Source organism: Agaribacterium haliotis, from assembly GCF_002312815.1.
Lineage (GTDB): Bacteria > Pseudomonadota > Gammaproteobacteria > Pseudomonadales > Cellvibrionaceae > Agaribacterium > Agaribacterium haliotis.
Genome location: NZ_NKQJ01000014.1, coordinates 41248 through 59778, shown reverse-complemented (window position 1 = coordinate 59778; position 18531 = coordinate 41248). Strand labels below are relative to the sequence as shown.

Genomic DNA, 18531 nt, shown 5'->3' with positions numbered 1-18531 from the left:
ATCCGCGCTCGTTTTTTGACCAAGCCAGCAGTAACCATGTCCGAGACTCAAAACACCAGCACCGAAACCGCGCTAGACAAAGGCCCGAAGAAGCTCTTTATCCAGACTCACGGCTGCCAGATGAACGAGTACGATTCCTCGCGCATGAAAGATCTGCTCGGCGAGAGTCACGACATGGTCGCCACCGACGACCCTGAAGAAGCCGACGTGCTGCTGGTCAATACTTGCTCCATTCGCGAGAAGGCGCAGGAAAAGCTCTTCCACCAGCTCGGCCGCTGGAAGCATCTGAAAGAGAGAAACCCGGAGCTCGTTATTGGTGTCGGCGGCTGTGTCGCCTCCCAGGAGGGCGAAGCCATCGCCGAGCGCGCACCTTACGTCGACCTGATTTTTGGCCCGCAGACCCTGCACCGCCTGCCGGAAATGATGGAAAGCAAACAAGATAGCGGCGCCGTTGTGGTCGATATCAGCTTTCCCGAAATAGAAAAGTTCGACAACTTGCCCGAGCCCGAAGTCGACGGTGCCAGCGCCTTTGTTTCGATTATGGAAGGCTGCTCAAAGTACTGCACTTTCTGTGTTGTACCCTACACCCGCGGCGAAGAGGTCAGTCGCCCGGTGGCCGATGTGATGGCGGAAATTGAACACCTCGCCGCTCAGGGCGTGCGCGAAGTGAACCTGCTTGGCCAAAACGTCAACGCCTATCGCGGCGAAGATAAGCGCGCCAACGGTGTCAGTGCGGTTGTCGACCTGGCCGAGCTTATCACCATGGTCGCAGCGGTCGACGGCATCGACCGCATACGCTACACCACCAGCCACCCGGTTGAGTTCAGCGACAGCCTCATCAATGTCTATGCGGAAGTACCCGAGCTTGTCAGCCACCTGCACCTGCCGGTACAGAGCGGCTCCGATCGTATTTTAATGGCGATGAAACGCGGCCACACCGCGCTCGAATACAAAAGCAAGCTGCGCAAGCTGATGAAAATCCGCCCGGGCATCAGCCTCAGCTCGGACTTTATTATTGGCTTCCCCGGTGAAAGCGAAGCCGACTTTGAAGCCACAATGAAGCTGATCGCCGATATCGGCTTTGATAACTCGTTCAGCTTTATCTACAGCGCCCGCCCGGGCACCCCCGCGGCAGAGCTCGAAGACGACACGCCGATGCAGGTGAAAAAGCAGCGCTTAAAGATTCTGCAGGATCGTATTACTCAACAGGCTCAGGCGATTGCCCGGCGCATGGTTGGCAATACCGAGCGTGTACTGGTCACCGGTTACAGTAAAAAAGACCCCGGCCAGCTCGCCGGTCGCACCGAAAACAATCGTGTGGTCAACTTCCGTTGTGAGCAACCGGAATTGATAGGCAAATTTGCCGATGTCTTGATTGAAGAGGCTCTGCCAAATTCCCTGCGCGGCAGCCTGCTTGGCTCAGAGCTTGATTAAAACCGAGCTTAAACCCAGGTAAATAGCCGGCACAGTAAGCTCGACTCAGTGCTTGGGCTTAGTCAGTGTTAGGGCTAGTCAGTATTAGGACTAAGCTCCGCAGTCATAAACTCCCAGTTATTGGTCAATGCGTTAAAAAAGCCGATGCTCTCATAGGCTGCAAGCACCCGCCCTGTGTTGCTCATTAGCGCTAGCCCGCGATTGAGCATGCTATATACCGCGGCGCCATTTGCAGATTTTTGGGAAACCGCAAAATGGCGTGAACCGGGCATCGCCACTTTAAGCCCCGGCACCGGGTAGAGCTTCTCACCGGAGCAGTTGATTTCCAAACCGGGCCCCGAGGGAAATTCCGACAAGGTGAAGTCGGCCCGGCCGGAGTTGATAATCTTATGCACAGAATACGTATTTAAGGCCCCCGTAGCGTGCGGTGTCAGCTCACTGACCGCCTGCCAGTCGTAGGTCCAGTTCTGCATGGTGACACCGCGATAAAGGCTAAGATCAATTTTTTCGGCCGGCAGCTGCCTAAGCGGGTGATCAAAACGCGTGTATATGCCTTTGACTATCTGCCCTTCGGCAAGCACCGCGCTGCTGACATAGAGCTCAAGCTCGGCCACATCGTTAGCCCAGACACTCTCGGCAGCCACATCCACTTTGCCATCGAGCAGCAGGCGCAGGTTTCTTGAATAGTTGGCCGAGTGAACAAGCTCCAGTTCAACTCCGGGGTCGGCTTCGCGCAGGGCGCGGCACAGCAGTAACAGCTCGAGTTCATTGCGGCGCAAGGTGCGCTCGAGATCGGGCATAGCGTCGCAGCCGCGCTGCTCCATCCACGCCGCCCACCACTGCATATTATCAATGGAGCTGGCAACCTTGACGCGCAGTGGCTCGCTCGCAGCGATAACTGCGCGAGAACTAATAAAACACACAACAAAAACTGCCAACAAAAAGGCAAAACGACGACCGACACTGCACATAATTATTTTAAATTTTTATTAAAGGGTGTGGTGTTTACGCTAAGTATTATGCCTGCTGAACAAAAAATGGCCTAGTTCTAAATCAAGCGATACAAAATCAGCCACAGCAAAACAATCAACAGCAAAGTCGTGAAGCAAAGCCCTTTTCCGAGCCCTTTGAATCAGGTAGGCTAACAAGCTATCAAGGTAAGTAGGTAAGCAGCTTTTTGGACAGCTCAAGCCCCGACTCCTCGTTTACGCTGGAGCCCAACGACCCACGGCGCATTGCCGCGCTCTGTGGTCAACTCAATTCCCATATCAAGCAAATTGAAAAGCGCCTGGCGGTAGAAATTCGCCACCGGGGCAATTTATTTCATGTGCTCGGTGAAGCCCCTGCTATTCAAGCTGCCAGGCAGGTGCTCAGCTCTATTTATAAGCACACCGAGAACAGCGACGATATCAGCCCCGACGAGGTCCACCTCGCCATACAGGAAAGTGCCATGGAAGCCACAAGCGAATCCGCTGTCGACAAAGCCGTCAAGGATGCCAGTGTTATTCACACCAAAAAAGCCACCATCAAACCGCGCGGTGGCAAACAAACCGATTATGTCAGTGCCGTGCGCCGCCACGATATTAACTTTGGCATCGGCCCCGCCGGTACAGGCAAGACCTACCTCGCCGTTGCCTGCGCCGTTGAAGCCCTGATGCGCGACGACGTCGAGCGCATACTGCTGGTCAGACCGGCCGTCGAAGCCGGCGAGAAGCTGGGTTTCTTGCCCGGTGATTTAAGCCAGAAAGTCGACCCCTATTTGCGCCCGCTCTATGACGCGCTCTACGAAATGCTCGGTTTTGAAACTGTCGGCAAGCTGATTGAGCGCAGTGTCATCGAAATTGCGCCGCTGGCCTATATGCGCGGCCGCACCTTAAACAACAGTTTTATCATTCTCGACGAGAGCCAAAACACCACGCGCGAGCAGATGAAGATGTTTCTAACGCGCATCGGCTTTGGTTCAACTGCGGTTATCACCGGTGACCCGAGCCAGATTGATTTGCCCCGCGGCCAGAAAAGTGGCCTCAACCACGCTATCGATGTGCTCGATGATGTCGAGGGCATCAGCTTTAGCTTCTTTAGTTCGCGCGACGTGGTGCGTCACAATATCGTGCAGCGCATCGTCGAAGCCTACGATAAAGCCGATCAAATAGAGCAGGCCGCCGAAGCCCTTAAACGCGACTGATGGCCGACATCGATCTACAAATTGCCTGCGAGGCCCCGGCCTTGCCGGATGCGGCCTTTGTCGAGCGCTGCTGCAGCGCTGCACTCGACAAAATAGGCCGCGATGGCGCCCTGGCTGTGCGCATCTGTGAGCCAGACGAAATCAGGCAACTCAACCGGGACTTTCGCAACAAAGACAAAAGCACCAACGTGCTGAGCTTCCCGTTTGAGCTGCCCGAGCATATTCCCGATGAGCTTAAACTTGAGCTCAGTGAGCTCGGCGACATAGTTATCTGCGCGGCGGTTGTTGCCGACGAAGCCCGGGCCCAGCAAAAGAATCTCAACGCCCACTGGGCACATATGCTGGTGCACGGTTGCCTGCACCTGTGTGGTTACGATCACATTGACGACAACGAGGCCGAACAGATGGAAGCACTGGAAGTGCAGATTCTGGCCGACCTTAATTTTGCCAATCCCTACGAGACCTTGTAGTCCAACCGGAAAAAGAGATGAACGACGAAGCCGCTCCGAGTCAGAGCGAGGACAGTGACAGTCGGCCGTGGCTCAGCCGCCTGTTTTCAGGGCGCGGCCACATCCCCCGCAACCGCCAGGAACTGCTCAGCGTTATCAAGCACGCCGCAAGCTCGGAATTGCTCGACGAAGAGGTGCTGCATATTATCGAGGGCGCCATCGATGTTGCCCACCAGCAGGTTCGCGAGATCATGATTGCCAAGGCGCAGATGGTCTGTATTCAAATCGATGAAACACCCGAGCAGTTTTTGCCAAAGGTCATCGAAAGTGGCCACAGCCGTTTTCCGGTTGTCGGCGAGAGCGGCGATGATGTCAAAGGCATCTTGCTGGCCAAAGACCTGTTGCCTCTACTGTTAAAGGGCGTCGAAAACTTCGACCTCGAAAAACATCTGCGCCCGGCCAACGTCATTCCGGAAAGCAAGCGCCTTAATATTCTGTTAAAAGAATTCCGCGAAAATCGCTACCACATGGCCATGGTCATCGACGAATACGGCGGCATTAGTGGTTTGATCACCATCGAAGACATACTCGAAGAAATTGTCGGTGAAATTGAAGATGAAACCGACGATGACAACGAAGACTTTATTCGCCAAGTCGCCGACAACGACTACATCCTCAAAGCACTGACGCCAATTGACGATTTTAATCGCCACTTTAAAGCCAAGCTCGATACCAGCGATTTTGATACCATCGGCGGTTTAGCAACCCAGGCTTTTGGCCACGTGCCCAAGCGCAATGAAACCACCCATATCGGCGGTTTTTCATTTCGTGTGCTCTACGCCGATGACAGAAAGATCCACCTGCTGCGCGTCAGTCGTTTAGACACAGAACAGTAAGATGCCCAAGCTAAGTTCCGCCTGCCGTTCACCGCTGTCCCGCTTAAGTGCTAGTTTTATCGCCGGCGCCCTGCTAACGCTCGCCTTTGCACCCTACGCGTATTGGCCCATCGCCATTATCAGCCCGGCTATTTTTTGCTGGGCCCTGGTTGAGCGAGGCCTGTCGTGGCGCAGCGCATACAGCCGCGCCTTTGCTTTTAATCTCGGCCTGTTTAGTTTTGGCGCCTCGTGGGTCTATGTCAGCATTCACGACTTCGGTTTTACTGCCGCCTGGCTCGCCGTTGTTCTGACATCGCTATTTGTATTGCTGCTCGCCTGTATTAGCAGCCTGCCGTGGCTGCTGTTCAAGTTTTTTAAACAAAGCCCGCTAGTCAGTCAAAGCCTGCTGTTGTTCCCGGCGCTGTTTGTCTTTGGAGAACACCTTCGCTCGTGGCTGTTTACCGGCTTTCCGTGGCTCTTTGCAGGTTATGCCCATATAGACAGCCCGCTCGCAGGCTGGGCCCCGATTATCGGCGTCTTTGGGCTGAGCTTTTTTAGCGCCCTGCTCGGCGCGCTTGTCTATATCTGCCTTTACAGCTTCTCAGGTAAAGCGCGCCAAACTCACAGGCTAAATTTTGGCCTGAATGCACTGGCGCTGAGCTTGATCTTGCTGCTTATCAGTTCGGGCCAGTTTTTGCGCTCGATTGAATGGACACAAAGTTATGGCGAAAAACAAGTCGTTGCCCTGCTGCAACCAAATGTTGCCCTGCCGCTAAAGTGGAACCCGTTTTATCACAGCTATATCAAAAGTGACCTGGAAAAACTCGCCAAACCCTGGTGGCAAGCCGATATTCAAGTGTGGCCGGAAGCGGCCATCCCGGGCCTGCGTTCCGACGCCCTGGATTTTATCGACGAGATGCACGGCGACGCCCTGCAGCACAACAGCAATGTCTTTAGCGGTGTGCTTTGGGATACCGACAGCGGCGACGTCTACAACGGCATCGTCGCCTTTGGCAAAGCCAAGGGCAATTACTTTAAACAAAAGCTGGTGCCCTTTGGCGAATACGTGCCGTTTGAAAAGCAGCTGCGCGGGCTCATCGCATTTTTTGATTTGCCCAACTCCATTATTGAACGCGGCCCCTATCAGCCGGATGCACTGAGTTTTGTCAGCCGCGATGGCAAGCAGCACTTGATCTCGGCATTTATTTGTTACGAGGTGGTCTACCCAGACTTTGTCGCCAACAGCGCCCAGAACAGCAGCATGATGTTAACCATTAGCAACGACGCCTGGTTTGGCAAATCCATCGGCCCACTTCAGCACTTTGAAATGGCGCGCATGCGCGCGCTCGAAAACCAAAAATACATGCTGCGCTCAACCAATACCGGCATCACTGCAATCATCGGCGAACGCGGCCAAATTACTGAGCAGGCTCGCCAGTTTAGCGAAACCAGTGTTGTTGGTGTCGCCGAGCTTCGCAGCGGAACAACGCCGTTCGCCCGTTTCTCTTCCTGGCCGGTTATGATGCTCTGCCTGAGCTTACTAATCAGCGCGGCCCTCAGGCAGCTGCTGAGCAATCAGCGCTCGACAAACGCTCAAGCGAGCAAAACCCACGAGAGCCCAGACAATGCGCCTTAAGTTCACACTGCTGGCCCTGTGCCTGTTTTTGAGCAGCTGCTCGGTAAAACTCAGTTACCAGTTTCTTGACGAGGCCCTCGGCTGGCAGCTCGGCCGCTACGTCGATTTAAACAGCCAGCAAAACAAACAGGCCAAAGCCTTTATCGATGAGTTCCACAGCTGGCATCGCCAGACCCAGCTGCCGCTGTACGCCGACTATCTCGAGCAGCTAAAACACGGCCTCAACGACCAGCAAGTTACTGCGGCCTACCTGCACAAAGAGAGCGATGTTATGCAGGATATGCTCGATGCGTCGATGCTCAGGCTTCTGCCGGGTCTCACCGATGTCGCCATGGGCCTCAGTGATGAGCAGGTGAACGAGGTTGTAGAGAAACTGACTAAAGAGCGCAAGGAGTATAAAGAAGACTATGTCGACGACAGCCCGGAAGACATCAGCAAGCGCCGCCTGCGAGACTTAAAACGCTATTTTGAGCCGTTTTTTGGCCGCTTTAGCAAAGAGCAAAAACAGTTGTTTGCCGACTGGGAAGCCGAGCTAGAGCCCTACGAAAGTTATATGCTGGTGCAGCAACTGAACTGGCAAAAAGCGTTTTTGCAGGCCATGAGCTTGCGCTCGGACCGCGACGCACTGCAAGCTTCACTCAAGCAGTTAATGCTCTATCGCACCGATAACTGGGATGCAGAACTGCAGCGCCGGCTCGACTACAACCAGGAGATGACCTTCGAAATGCTGGCTAAACTGTTTAACTCCCGCAGTGAAAAACAGCGTCAGCGCCTGGCAAGAAAATTTGATCAATACGCCAAAGACTTGCGTGAACTCGCCGCCGACAAATAACAGGGCAAAAACATGGCTCACATGTACAAACTCCCGCACGCTATTGATCGCAGCTCACTGCTGAAGCTAAGAACATTTCCGGCCCTTGTTTCAGCGCTTGGCGCAGCTGTTGTCATCGCCCAGCTGAGCCTCGGCGGCCGGGCTCACGCTGAAGAAGTGATAGACGAGCCCCTGCCCGAGCCCAGCCTGAATCAAGGCCAGGCAAAAAACGCCGAGCCCGGCCCTGCGGCAGCGTCGGTCAAAGCGGCTGAAAACATCGATCTCAGTCAACCGGTTATCGCCAGCTCAAGCCCCGAGCCGCTCGACACTAAAGCTTCCAACAGCGTTTCTAACACCGCCCCTGTCAACACCAAGCCTGTCGGCACGGGCAGCGATGCGCAGACAAACCCACAGGCAGAACCCCTCGCTTCAGCGCTGCCGAGCCCTCGGTCAAGCACTGCTGTGAGTATCCAACAAGAGCTAGAACAAAACACTGAAGCCGGGGCAAGCGGCGAAGTACAGCAAACTAAAAGCGGCGCCGCCGCTGCCAAAAAACCCAGCGAGGCAGGCGAAGCAGCGAACAAGCAACAAGCGGCACAGCCAGCTTCCGAGCAAGAAGAAAGCAGCGAAAAAGCTCAACAGGACTGGCTATTTTTAAACACCCTAATTCCACCGGCCACAACAACCCGCCTGAGCTGGGCGGCCGACCAGGGTTTTGAAGGCATCGCCACCCCAACCCCCGTACTTGTCGCCCACGGCGCCAGCCCCGGCCCCAAGCTCTGCTTGACCGCCGCCGTACACGGCGACGAACTCAACGGCATAGAGATTGTTCGACGGCTGATGTACAGCATCGACGCCAGCGCTCTCAGAGGCACCGTTATCGGTGTACCCATCGTCAACTTGCAGGGTTTTGTGCGCAGCTCGCGCTACCTCACCGACCGGCGCGATCTAAACCGCTTTTTTCCCGGCAACCCTCAGGGCTCCAGTGCCGCGCGCATCGCCCACAGTTTTTTCAGCCAGGTTATTCGCCACTGCGACATGCTGGTTGACCTGCATACAGGCTCGTTTTACCGCACAAATTTGCCGCAGTTGCGCGCCAATATAAAAGACAAAAAAGTACTCGAACTCAGCTCGAGCTTTGATGATATCGCTGTGCTGCACAGTGAAGGCGGGCCCGGCACCTTAAGGCGCGCGGCCGTTGATATCGGCATCCCCGCTGTGACCCTGGAAGCCGGCGGCCCGATGGAGCTAAACGAAAGTGACGTCGCCAAAGGCGTCAAAGCTATTAATACCTTACTCGACCGGCGCGACATGCTCGATACCTTGAGTTTTTGGGGGGCGCCGCAGCCAACCTATTACGGATCGCTTTGGGTCAGAGCCGATCAAGGCGGTATTCTGTTTAGCGAAATAAAGCTCGGCGCCAAGGTCAAAGAGGGCCAGCTGCTCGGCAGAGTCACCGACCCAATCACCAATATCCACCAGGACATTCTCAGCCCAATCGATGGCCGCATTTTGGGCATGGCGCTCAATCAAGTCGTGCAGCCGGGGTTTGCCGCCTACCATATCGGCATGCAGGCCGCCGCAGATGAAGTCGAACAGCTGCCGCCACAGACGCAAGAGCCGCAAGATGAACACGAAGAAAATGCCATCGACTACGATTGAAAAATAAAAAAAGGCCGCGGAACTCGGCCGCTGGTATCAAGCAAAGATGCCCTGGCACTTAGGCGTCAGGGCTCAAACTCATCCAGGCTTCAAGGTCTTCGCGCTGCCAGGTTTGCACCACGGCAAGCCCTTCCATAACAATTTCCCAGTAGACCTCGATAACATCGGTAGCCATATTAAATAGGCGGTGGGCTTCATCGCGCCCGCCTTTGCCCATAAATACTGCCGACTCAACCGTGTTTAAAAACTGCAGCAACTGCAGCTCATTTTGTTTCATTAAACGCAGTTTGCTCACCACACCACCGAGCTCCTGATCAAGCTCTTCGCTCTGCTCGCGAATATTTTCGGCGTGCTTGCGCAGCGAGCTGACCCAAAAGCGCAGCTTGCGCTCGTCGAGACCATCCATGCTCGTCACTGCGGCGGCGTAGGCAGCGGTACCCCGAATACGCGCGACCTGCTCTATTGTTTCGGGCAACAGCTTGCCGACAAAATTTAAAATGTCGCTCTGCTGCAATGCGCGGGCCTGACTGAAGGAGCTGATGCCGAGCGAGCTGCTGAGTTCATCAGCGTGCATCATCAGCGGCAATTCCAGCTTGCGCGCCAGGCTCGCAATCATTACCAGCAACTGCTCAATAAAGTGGGAGTGCAGCTCAAAGTTGTCGACGAGGCGATCGCCCTCCCAGTTTGAGTGAATTGTCGCCCAGGCCAGACTCAGGTTTTCTTTATCGCGTTGATTGAGCATTTGATTGTGACGGGCAAAAGCTTCAAGCGTGGCCAGGCGGCGCTCAACCTGAGACTGCAATTTGGTGAACTCGTTTTTAAAGTCGGTATTGCCGGCCAACATGCCCATGCTAATACCTCGGTGGCGCTGCACCGCCTTGACCAGCTGATTGAGCTGGCCGATTAAAATCATCGCATCTTCGCGCGCTAAAAAACGCTCGCTGAATTTATCAAAATCAACAGCCTGAGCAGGGCAGGCCTCTATTGCTTGGTTCATGTGTTCAAAATAAAAAACTTATGGAGCTAAATTAACCGGCAATGATCAAAATAGGCTGACTAATCTTGTCGAATTAAAATCGGGTCAAACTAAAATCTACTCGCGCTCGCACAAAAAAAATGACATGTGCGGCTAACAAACGCTCGCCGAGTACCAACTCGCTCTGATTAGCTTCGCTGTTAGTAAATCTAAGTGCCGACTTAGTTAGCGCAAGATCTACGCCAAGCCGCTCAGTATATACAGCTTCGGCCCTGCGCCCCAGTTTCCAGCAGCGATACTGCCACAGAACAAAAATCATACACAAGGCATGCCTCTCAATACAGCAAGCTTGCACCAAAATAGAACGGCGCACACTCACTCTGCGCCACAGTTTCATTCGGTTGCAATGCTGAGGCCCTATCAAGCCATGCCGCCAGGCTCTATAATGGCGGACTTTTGAATCCCTCTTTTTGGACCCCTTTCCAACCGCGATGAAAGATCAATATCAGCCGAGTGCTATCGAACCTGCCGTACAAGCGTATTGGCAGCAGGAAAAAAGCTTTGAAGTCACCGAAGATCGCAGCAAAGAAAAGTTCTACTGCTTAGCGATGTTCCCCTACCCCAGCGGCCGCCTGCACATGGGCCACGTGCGCAACTACACCATCACCGATGTGATTGCGCGCTTCCAGCGCATGCAGGGCAAAAACGTGCTGCACCCGATGGGTTGGGATGCCTTCGGCCTTCCGGCTGAAAACGCAGCGATCAAAAACAACACCGCACCGGCTGCCTGGACCTACAGCAACACCGACTACATGCGCCAGCAGCTCAAAGAGCTCGGCTTTGGTTTTGACTGGTCGCGCGAAGTAACGACCTGTAAAAGCGACTACTACCGCTGGGAGCAGTGGTTCTTTACCCGCCTGTACGAAAAAGGCCTGGCCTACAAAAAGATGGCCACCGTTAACTGGGATCCGGTCGACCAAACGGTATTGGCCAATGAACAGGTGGTCGACGGCTGCGGCTGGCGCTCCGGTGTGCCGGTCGAGCGCAAAGAAATTCCCCAGTGGTTTATCAAAATCACCGACTACGCGGAAGAGCTGTTAAGCGATCTAGACAAACTGCCCAACTGGCCAGAGCAGGTTGTGACGATGCAACGTAACTGGATCGGCAAGAGCAAGGGCGTTGAAATGGTCTTTGACCTCGCCGACGCCGTTGCTGAACACACAAGCTTTGAGGTCTATACCACTCGCCCGGACACGCTGATGGGCGTGACCTATGTCAGCATCGCGGCCGAGCACCCTATTGCGCTTGAGCTTGCCAAAGACAGGCCTGAACTCGCCAGTTTCATTGAAGAGTGCAAAAACCAGAGTGTCGCCGAAGCCGATATGGCCTCGATGGACAAAAAGGGCATCGATACCGGCCTCAAAGCCCTGCACCCGATTACCCGCGAAGAAGTCAGTGTTTGGGTCGGCAACTATGTGTTGATGGATTACGGCTCTGGCGCAGTCATGGCCGTACCGGCTCACGATCAGCGCGACTGGGAATTTGCCAACAAATACGGCCTGGCCATAAATCAGGTCATTGCCCCTGATCCAAGTAAGTCAAACGGTGAAGAGGTCAACCTCGACAAAGAAGCCTTTGTCGAGAAAGGTGTGCTGGTCAACAGCGGCGAATACGACGGTCTCAACTTTGATGCCGCCTTTGAAGCCATCTCCGAGACCCTAAAAGCCGCCGATAAAGGCCGGGTGACTACCAACTACCGCCTGCGCGACTGGGGTGTCAGCCGTCAGCGTTACTGGGGTGCTCCAATCCCCATCTTCAACTTGCCAGACGGCGGTGAGATTCCCGTTCCGGCCGACCGCCTGCCGGTATTGCTGCCGGAAGATGTTGTCATGGACGGCGTGCACTCGCCGATTAAGGCCGATGCCGAGTGGCGTAAAACCGAGCACAACGGCCAGGCGGTTGAGCACGAAACCGATACCTTCGACACCTTTATGGAAAGCTCGTGGTATTACGCGCGTTATACCAGCGCCAATGCCGACAAGATGCTCGACGCCGACGCTGCCAACTACTGGCTGCCGGTCGACCAGTACGTTGGTGGTATCGAACATGCGATTTTGCACTTGCTCTACGCCCGCTTCTTCCACAAGCTGATGCGTGACGAAGGCCTGGTCGAGTGTGATGAACCTTTTGAGCGCCTTTTGTGTCAGGGCATGGTTCTGGCCGATGCCTTTTATCGCAATACCGAAAGCGGCGCCAAAGACTGGATCGCCCTTGATGATGTTGAAATAAAGCGCAATGACAAAGGCGCATTTGTCAGTGCCAAACACAAACAAACCGGCGAGCCTTTGGAATATGCTGGCGTCACCAAGATGTCCAAGTCCAAGCTCAACACCGTTGACCCGGCCGATCTCGTTGAAAATTACGGTGCCGATACCGTGCGCCTGTTCTCAATGTTTGCCGCACCGCCAGAGCAGAGCCTTGAGTGGAGTGACAGCGGCGTAGAAGGCGCCTTCCGCTTCCTGAAAAAGCTGTGGCGCACTGTTGGCTCTCACCTTGAGGCCGGCACGCCAGGCACGCTCAATGCCGACGCGTTAGACGACAAACAGAAAGACCTGCGCCGCAAGACTCACGAAACCATCAAGAAAGTTAGCGACGATTACGGCCGCCGCCAAACCTTCAACACCGCCGTTGCCGCAGTGATGGAATTGCTCAACGAAGTCACCCGCCACGCCGACCGCAATAGTGAACTCGGCCTCGCCGTCGAGCGCGAAGCACTCGACGCTGCGGTATTGGTGCTTGCCCCCATCGTGCCGCACATCGCTCACGAACTTTGGAGCGCTTTGGGTCACGAAGGTGCGGTGATTGATGCCAGCTGGCCCAAGGTTGACGAAAGCGCGCTGACGCGCAGCTCCATCACTTTGATTGTGCAAGTGAACGGCAAGTTGCGTGCGAAAATTGATGTACCGGCCGATGCCGACAAAGAAAAGCTTGAGCACCTGGCCCTGGCCGATGACAACGTGCAAAAGTTCATCGACGGCAAAATGATCCGCAAGGTTATTGTGGTGCCGGGTAAACTCGTCAACGTGGTTGCCAACTAATGATAAGCGCCCGCCGAGCGAGAACCTTGCTGCCCTCTGCAGCTCTTGTGGCGCTTGCCTTACTGCTTAGCAGCTGCGGCTGGCAAGTGCGCGGCGCAGCGCCGGGCACCGGTGTCTTTGCGGCTAGCGCCTTGCCAGAGCTCGATGCACTCGAACTCTCTAGCGATAGCCGCAACAGCGCGTTTTATCGAAGTTTCTTAACAACGATGACACAGCGAGGCATTCGTTTAGGCTCCGATTCCGGGCTCTACGTGCAACTCGGCCGGGAACGGCTCGACCGAAAACCGCTGAGTTACGCCAGCAGTGGCGCTGCTGCGCAATATCAAATCACCATGCGCATGCAGTATCAGGTCAACCAAAACGCGACCACCTTGATTGAGCAACGCGAAATCACCGCCAGGCGCAACTACGACTTCGACCCAGAACAAATCATCGCCAAAGACCGCGAGCAACAGGAGCTGATCACAGAAATGCGCCAGCAGCTGGTTGAGCAAATTTTAAGCAGCATTCAGCGAGCGCTGTAATGGCCAAACTCAAAAGTGAGCAATTACAGGCGGCCTTAAGCAGAGCCCTGCGCCCTATTTATGTTGTTTGCGGTGATGAAACCTTGCTGGTGCACGAAGCGTGTGCAGCCATCCGCCGCGCAGCCAAGCAACAGGGTTATAGCCAACACGAAGTTCACCACGCCGACGCCGGGTTCAGCTGGGACAACCTGCTGATGAGCGCCAACGCTATGTCGCTGTTTGCCGAGAAAAAAATACTCGAGCTGCGAATTAAAAACGGCAAACCGGGCGATGCCGGAGGCAAAGCCCTGCGCGCCTATTGTGAACATATTCCCGACGACACCCTACTGCTGGTTGTACTTCCCAAAATAGACAAGCGCAGCGAAAACAGCGCCTGGTTTAAAGCCTTGGCCGGCAGCGCCGATGTTGTCACTATTTGGCCTGTCGGAGCCCAGCAGCTGCCGCGCTGGATAGAACAACGCTTGCACCAAGCGGGCTTGAGCGCCGAACCCGAAGCCCTGGCTTTGCTCTGCGCAAAGATTGAAGGCAACCTACTTGCTGCGGTACAGGAAATTGAAAAGCTCAAGCTGCTCAGCGACAAAAGCTTAATCGATACGGCAACTATGGCCGAAGCGGTAATGGACAGCGCTCGCTACAGTATTTTTGACCTTGTCGACAAAGCCCTCGGCGGCGATGCCCAGGGCTGCACCAGCTGCCTGAACGGCCTCAAAGCCGAAGGCAATGCACCGCCTATGGTGCTGTGGGCGCTGGCAAATCAGGTGCGCACACTGGCGCAGCTAAAAGAGAGCTGCGACGCCGGGCGCAGCTTTGAGGCCAGCTGCAAACAGCTGCGCATATGGCAAAACAAACAAGCTTTGACTCGCAAGGCACTAGAGCGCAAAAGAGCCGGTGAACTGCAGTGGCTGCTGCGCAAATGCGCCCATGCGGATAAAGTTATTAAAGGCCTTGCCAGCGGGGATATATGGAGCGTACTGCTCGATATCAGCCTCGATCTTTGCGGTGTACAGGCCTTAAACAAACGCACCCAAAAGCAGCTGTTAACTATTTAAATTTAGTGGCGCCAGGCGCGAGGAGTAAAGCCCAAACACACTATGACTATTCGCGCGTATCAAAGCTCAGACTACCAACAGCTTGTCGACATTTACGCGCAGAGCAAACTCGATGAGCTGCGCTTTGAGCAAAGCAAGTTTACTTTGCTTGCCCTACCGGACGACAACAGGCGCCACAGCAGCATTATGCAGGCGCAGATTTTTGTATATGCAGATATAGAGCTACAAGCTTTTATTGCCCACACCGACAGTGACATTCGAGCGCTCTACGTCAAACCTAAGTACCGGGGCCAGGGTTTGGGCAAAACGCTACTGCGATATGTACTGACGCGATCTAAGGCCGAGATAAGCCTAAATATCGCTCACTCCAACTTGCCGGCGCGCACGCTTTACGAACAGCACGGGTTTCGAACAAAAGAAACATTTTGGACTGACTACAACGGCGTGGCGGTACTTGCCGAAACCATGGTCAAAGCTGCCGGAACTTAAATCCTTAAACTGAAAGCCCTAAACTGACAGCCCAAAGCTCTACGCTTGTTGCTCTAACCAGTTTTTTATTTCCCTCTCAAGTAGTGCCGCCTGCTTTAAAAACGCCTGCACAAGCAACTGCAGCTGAGCTGTTTCAAGTTGCTCAGATTTAAGCTCGATTTCGCGGCTTTGTTGTTCGAGCGCCGGGGCATCTAAGTTTGCCAGCGCTCCTTTTAATTTATGGCCAATTTCCCGACACGCGCCGCGATCTCCAGCAACTTGGGCTCGCTCAAGTTCAAGCAGTGTGCTTTGAAAATCACCGAGAAAAACGCCAGCAAGGCGCTGAGCTCTATCTTTGCGCCCCTTCATTCTGCGCATAAAACTATCGAGTTGCCATAGAGCCTGGGCATGCTGCTGCGTACTGTCTTGCTCGTTTTTACTGTTGTTTTGGCTACTGTTTTTGCTGTTGCTTTGGCTATTGCCGCTTTCAGCTGCAAGCGCGTCTTTTGTTTTACCGCTGCGCGTTTGGGCGGCTACCGTTTCAGTAACTACATTTTTATCTTGCAAGTACTGCTCAATTTTTTGCTTGAGCTTTTCATAGTCAACCGGCTTACTTAAATAATCGCTCATGCCCGCCGCTAAACACTTTTCTTTATCGCCGGCCATCGCGTTGGCCGTCATCGCCACAATTGGAACTTGCCGGTAGCGGCCGCCAGCTTCACCCGCGCGAATTCGCTTACTGGTCTCGTAGCCGTCTAACTCCGGCATTTGACAGTCCATAAAGAGCAACAAAAACTCGTCGCCTTCTTTAGAGCCCCTAATGCTATCTAAAGCCTGCAAACCGTTCTCGGCAAGCTCAACGTGCACATCAAAATCTTCAAAAAAACCCATCGCAACCTGCTGGTTAAAAATATTGTCTTCAACCAATAAAATTTTTTGAAGCCGCTTTTTTTGGCCTGCGCCGCGCAAGCTAGCTTGCTGCAATTCTTTTTTGTATAAATTATTGATTTTGGACTCTGAGTGCTCCAACTGACTGAAAAGCTCTAGCAGCTCGCTTGGGTTCAGCGGCTTTTGCAGCACCGCATCTGCTGCCTCTGCCAGGGGCTCGTCGGAGTGAATAAAACCGTCAATACCCGATAACAGTATTATCTGACTCTTCGCTAGCAGCTTGAGCTGCCCGGCAATGACATCAACACACGCTTCGTTTGGGCTCTGAGTGATCGTATCCACATCCATCAATACAAGCTCTGGCTGCGCCTCTGAATTAAGCTCGCTACGAAGGCTCGACAGCGAATCAAAGCTCGTTAGGCTTGCTCCCCAGCGCAACAGCAGGTTACTGAGTACCTCGCGGCTAAACACGCAGGCGTCGAGCAGATAAACGCTTTTGCGCTGCAAACTATAAAAAGGCAGGGCGCCTTGTTTTTCACTTAGCTCAAGCTGCAAATAAAAACTAAATTCGCTGCCCTGGCCCTTTAGGCTGCCAACCCAAATATCGCCGTGCATAAGTTTGCAAAGTTTTTTCGCTATCGCCAGCCCCAAACCTGTGCCACCGAACTTGCGTGTTGTCGAGGCATCTTCCTGAGTAAATTCATCAAACAAGTTGGCAATATTCTCAGGCGCAATGCCAATGCCGCTATCTTTGACACTGCACTGAAGTTTTATGTGGCCACTGTCGACTTGCTCGACCGCCGCTCTAATCACAACCTGGCCGTGCTCGGTAAATTTAATGGCGTTGTTCACAAGGTTGTTCAGTATTTGCCGCAGGCGCGCCACATCGCCGCAAACATGCCTGAAGCTGAGCTGGTTCACATCCAGAACAAGATTCAGGCCTTTCTCTTGCGCTCGATAGGCCATCGCCTGAGAGAAATCGCTAAAAAAATTCAGCAAGTCAAAATCAGCCCGCTCTATTTGCAACTTACCGGCATCAATTTTAGAAAAATCGAGAATGTCATTAATCACCACCAGCAGCGATTGCGCACTGTCGCGCGCGAGGTGGCTGTAGCGAGCGACTTTGGGGCTCAGCTCGGAGCGTTGAATCAAAGCCAACATACCCAAAATGCCATTTAGCGGGGTTCTGACTTCATGACTCATATTGGCAAGGAACTGAGACTTGTGCTGGCTGCTCAGCTCAAGTTCTGCGGCTTTTTTCTCAAGCGCTTGATGCGCGTGGCGCAGGCGCAAGTTGCCCGCCTCTATTTGCTCGCGGCCGTCTCTGAGCGATTGAGTCATTGTATTAAAAGAAGCCGCCAACTCGCCGAACTCATCCTCGGCATGAGCCTGCAGTTTTATAGACAGATCCCCTGCGGCGATATCCCGGGTTGCGCCAAGCAGCTGCTTTAACGGAATAAAAATGGTGCGAAACAAAATAGCGACCGCAACGATGCAGCCTAATAAGGCCAACAGCGGCAGGCCAATCGAGGAAATAAGCAGGGTAAACTGCGCCGCGCGCTCGGCATTGACCGTGCGCTCTTGCATCAGCTCGTGTTCAACATCGACAAACACACGCAGCTGCTCGCGCAGATCATCCATCAAAAAGCGCCCAGTGTCTGCCTCAATTACCTTGGTTAGCTCGACCAAACCTTTGCCCTGCTGGCGGAGGCCGCGTCTCAGCTCAATCTCGGGCGCCGCAACCGAGTGCATCCACTCCAGGCACAACTGCTCAATCTCTTCGGCCAGTTCAACCTGCGGCGGGTTGTCGCTCACCAAAGTCTTTAAGCTGAGCATCTCCTGGCTCCAGGCCTGTCGGGAGTTGATATAGGGCTCGAGAAATAACTCGTTACCGGTAATCAAAAAGCCGCGCTCGCCGGTCTCCATATCGACCATCAGCTTTTCTAGGCGGTAGGCCGTTGCAATCACTTCCTGGGTGTGGCGCACCCAGTTAGCCGTCGCCAGTGAGCTTTGAATCGCCTGATAGATAAGCACTGAAAACAGTGCTATCAACGCAAGCGGGAAAGCAAAACCTGCGAGTATCTTTTGACGAATGCTAAACGTTAACAAGTTTGCCATGAGCCCTGGGCGATCCAACTCGCGATGTGTTTGTGGCTATGTCCCAGGCATCAGTTGCGCAACGAGCGCTTGGGCGAAAGGAACATTGAGTCAGGTAAGCACCTGAACTCTATGTGTAGTGTAGACAAAGAGCTTCAGCCGCCGTAGATAAAGAGCTTCAGCCGCCGTAGATAAAGGGCTTCAGCCGCAGCAGGCGCCTGCAACGGTTCACAGCCGGCGCAAAACACACAGCACTGACACTTTTAAGAGTTAGCTTGCTATTGCCGGACAAGAGAGATAGATAAAACACAAAAGAGTCGAAAACGTTTACTTAATTTTCTGAGCTTTTTGTCATTACAGCTAAAGCCAAAGAACGGGA

General features: G+C 53.9%; 14 protein-coding genes. 11 read left to right on the top strand and 3 right to left on the bottom strand.

Annotated elements, in window-relative coordinates; all coding sequences use genetic code 11:
- Window positions 1-36 precede the first annotated feature (36 nt).
- On the top strand, window positions 37-1434 hold the full coding sequence (miaB, locus tag CFK45_RS15735) for a tRNA (N6-isopentenyl adenosine(37)-C2)-methylthiotransferase MiaB (protein WP_096087405.1): 1398 nt from the start codon (window positions 37-39) through the stop codon (window positions 1432-1434).
- A 74-nt stretch (window positions 1435-1508) separates the two neighbouring features.
- Here the strand turns inward: miaB and CFK45_RS15730 are convergent, their stop codons facing one another.
- A complete protein-coding gene (locus CFK45_RS15730; protein ID WP_143247617.1) occupies window positions 1509-2357 on the bottom strand; it encodes a hypothetical protein in 849 nt (282 codons plus the stop codon).
- Window positions 2358-2611: 254 nt separating this feature from the next.
- Here CFK45_RS15730 and CFK45_RS15725 point away from each other — a divergent pair, with 254 nt between their 5' ends.
- The 6 genes from CFK45_RS15725 to CFK45_RS15700 are packed head-to-tail and all read left to right on the top strand — an operon-like array spanning window position 2612 to window position 9052.
- Window positions 2612-3619, top strand: a complete 1008-nt coding sequence (locus CFK45_RS15725; protein WP_096087403.1) for a PhoH family protein — start codon at window positions 2612-2614, stop codon at window positions 3617-3619.
- Window positions 3619-4089, top strand: coding sequence for an rRNA maturation RNase YbeY (gene ybeY / locus CFK45_RS15720; RefSeq protein ID WP_096087402.1), 471 nt, complete (start codon window positions 3619-3621; stop codon window positions 4087-4089). The genes CFK45_RS15725 and ybeY overlap by 1 nt, the downstream gene beginning before the upstream one ends.
- Window positions 4090-4106: 17 nt before the next feature.
- Entirely contained in the window at window positions 4107-4964 is an 858-nt protein-coding gene (locus tag CFK45_RS15715; RefSeq protein WP_096087401.1) for an HlyC/CorC family transporter, read from the top strand.
- Window position 4965: 1 nt separating this feature from the next.
- Window positions 4966-6579 (top strand): apolipoprotein N-acyltransferase, encoded by a 1614-nt coding sequence (lnt, locus tag CFK45_RS15710; RefSeq protein WP_096087400.1) that lies wholly within the window; start codon window positions 4966-4968, stop codon window positions 6577-6579.
- A complete protein-coding gene (locus CFK45_RS15705) occupies window positions 6569-7411 on the top strand; it encodes a DUF6279 family lipoprotein (protein WP_096087399.1) in 843 nt (280 codons plus the stop codon). The genes lnt and CFK45_RS15705 overlap by 11 nt, the downstream gene beginning before the upstream one ends.
- A gap of 21 nt (window positions 7412-7432) precedes the next feature.
- On the top strand, window positions 7433-9052 hold the full coding sequence (locus tag CFK45_RS15700; protein ID WP_096087451.1) for a M14 family metallopeptidase: 1620 nt from the start codon (window positions 7433-7435) through the stop codon (window positions 9050-9052).
- A 58-nt stretch (window positions 9053-9110) separates the two neighbouring features.
- Here CFK45_RS15700 and CFK45_RS15695 read toward each other — a convergent pair whose 3' ends face one another.
- Entirely contained in the window at window positions 9111-10049 is a 939-nt protein-coding gene (locus tag CFK45_RS15695; protein WP_096087398.1) for a lytic murein transglycosylase, read from the bottom strand.
- 470 nt (window positions 10050-10519) lie between these two features.
- Between CFK45_RS15695 and leuS the strand changes: the two genes are divergently transcribed.
- Genes leuS through CFK45_RS15670 form a run of 4 tightly spaced genes read left to right on the top strand, consistent with a single transcriptional unit; the run spans window position 10520 to window position 15188 of the window.
- The gene (gene leuS, locus CFK45_RS15685; protein WP_096087396.1) at window positions 10520-13126 is read left to right on the top strand and encodes a leucine--tRNA ligase; all 2607 of its coding nucleotides are present in this window, start codon (window positions 10520-10522) and stop codon (window positions 13124-13126) included.
- Between the two features lie 47 nt (window positions 13127-13173).
- On the top strand, window positions 13174-13650 hold the full coding sequence (locus CFK45_RS15680; RefSeq protein ID WP_158224733.1) for an LPS-assembly lipoprotein LptE: 477 nt from the start codon (window positions 13174-13176) through the stop codon (window positions 13648-13650).
- Window positions 13650-14699, top strand: a complete 1050-nt coding sequence (gene holA / locus CFK45_RS15675) for a DNA polymerase III subunit delta (protein ID WP_096087394.1) — start codon at window positions 13650-13652, stop codon at window positions 14697-14699. Before CFK45_RS15680 ends, holA begins: the two co-directional genes overlap by 1 nt.
- A gap of 42 nt (window positions 14700-14741) precedes the next feature.
- Window positions 14742-15188, top strand: a complete 447-nt coding sequence (locus tag CFK45_RS15670; protein ID WP_096087393.1) for a GNAT family N-acetyltransferase — start codon at window positions 14742-14744, stop codon at window positions 15186-15188.
- Window positions 15189-15227: 39 nt separating this feature from the next.
- Here CFK45_RS15670 and CFK45_RS15665 read toward each other — a convergent pair whose 3' ends face one another.
- Window positions 15228-18173: a CHASE3 domain-containing protein gene (locus CFK45_RS15665; RefSeq protein WP_096087392.1), complete on the bottom strand. Its 2946-nt coding sequence runs from the start codon at window positions 18171-18173 to the stop codon at window positions 15228-15230.
- Window positions 18174-18531 lie beyond the last annotated feature (358 nt).

Bases quoted from the DNA above. Each gene is read 5' to 3' on its own strand.
- miaB (WP_096087405.1), top strand. From the start codon at position 37: ATGTCCGAGACTCAAAACACCAGCACCGAAACCGCGCTAGACAAAGGC.
- ybeY (WP_096087402.1), top strand. From the start codon at position 3,619: ATGGCCGACATCGATCTACAAATTGCCTGCGAGGCCCCGGCCTTGCCG.
- CFK45_RS15715 (WP_096087401.1), top strand. From the start codon at position 4,107: ATGAACGACGAAGCCGCTCCGAGTCAGAGCGAGGACAGTGACAGTCGG.
- lnt (WP_096087400.1), top strand. From the start codon at position 4,966: ATGCCCAAGCTAAGTTCCGCCTGCCGTTCACCGCTGTCCCGCTTAAGT.
- CFK45_RS15705 (WP_096087399.1), top strand. From the start codon at position 6,569: ATGCGCCTTAAGTTCACACTGCTGGCCCTGTGCCTGTTTTTGAGCAGC.
- CFK45_RS15700 (WP_096087451.1), top strand. From the start codon at position 7,433: ATGTACAAACTCCCGCACGCTATTGATCGCAGCTCACTGCTGAAGCTA.
- CFK45_RS15695 (WP_096087398.1), bottom strand. From the start codon at position 10,049: ATGAACCAAGCAATAGAGGCCTGCCCTGCTCAGGCTGTTGATTTTGAT.
- leuS (WP_096087396.1), top strand. From the start codon at position 10,520: ATGAAAGATCAATATCAGCCGAGTGCTATCGAACCTGCCGTACAAGCG.
- holA (WP_096087394.1), top strand. From the start codon at position 13,650: ATGGCCAAACTCAAAAGTGAGCAATTACAGGCGGCCTTAAGCAGAGCC.
- CFK45_RS15670 (WP_096087393.1), top strand. From the start codon at position 14,742: ATGACTATTCGCGCGTATCAAAGCTCAGACTACCAACAGCTTGTCGAC.
- CFK45_RS15665 (WP_096087392.1), bottom strand. From the start codon at position 18,173: ATGGCAAACTTGTTAACGTTTAGCATTCGTCAAAAGATACTCGCAGGT.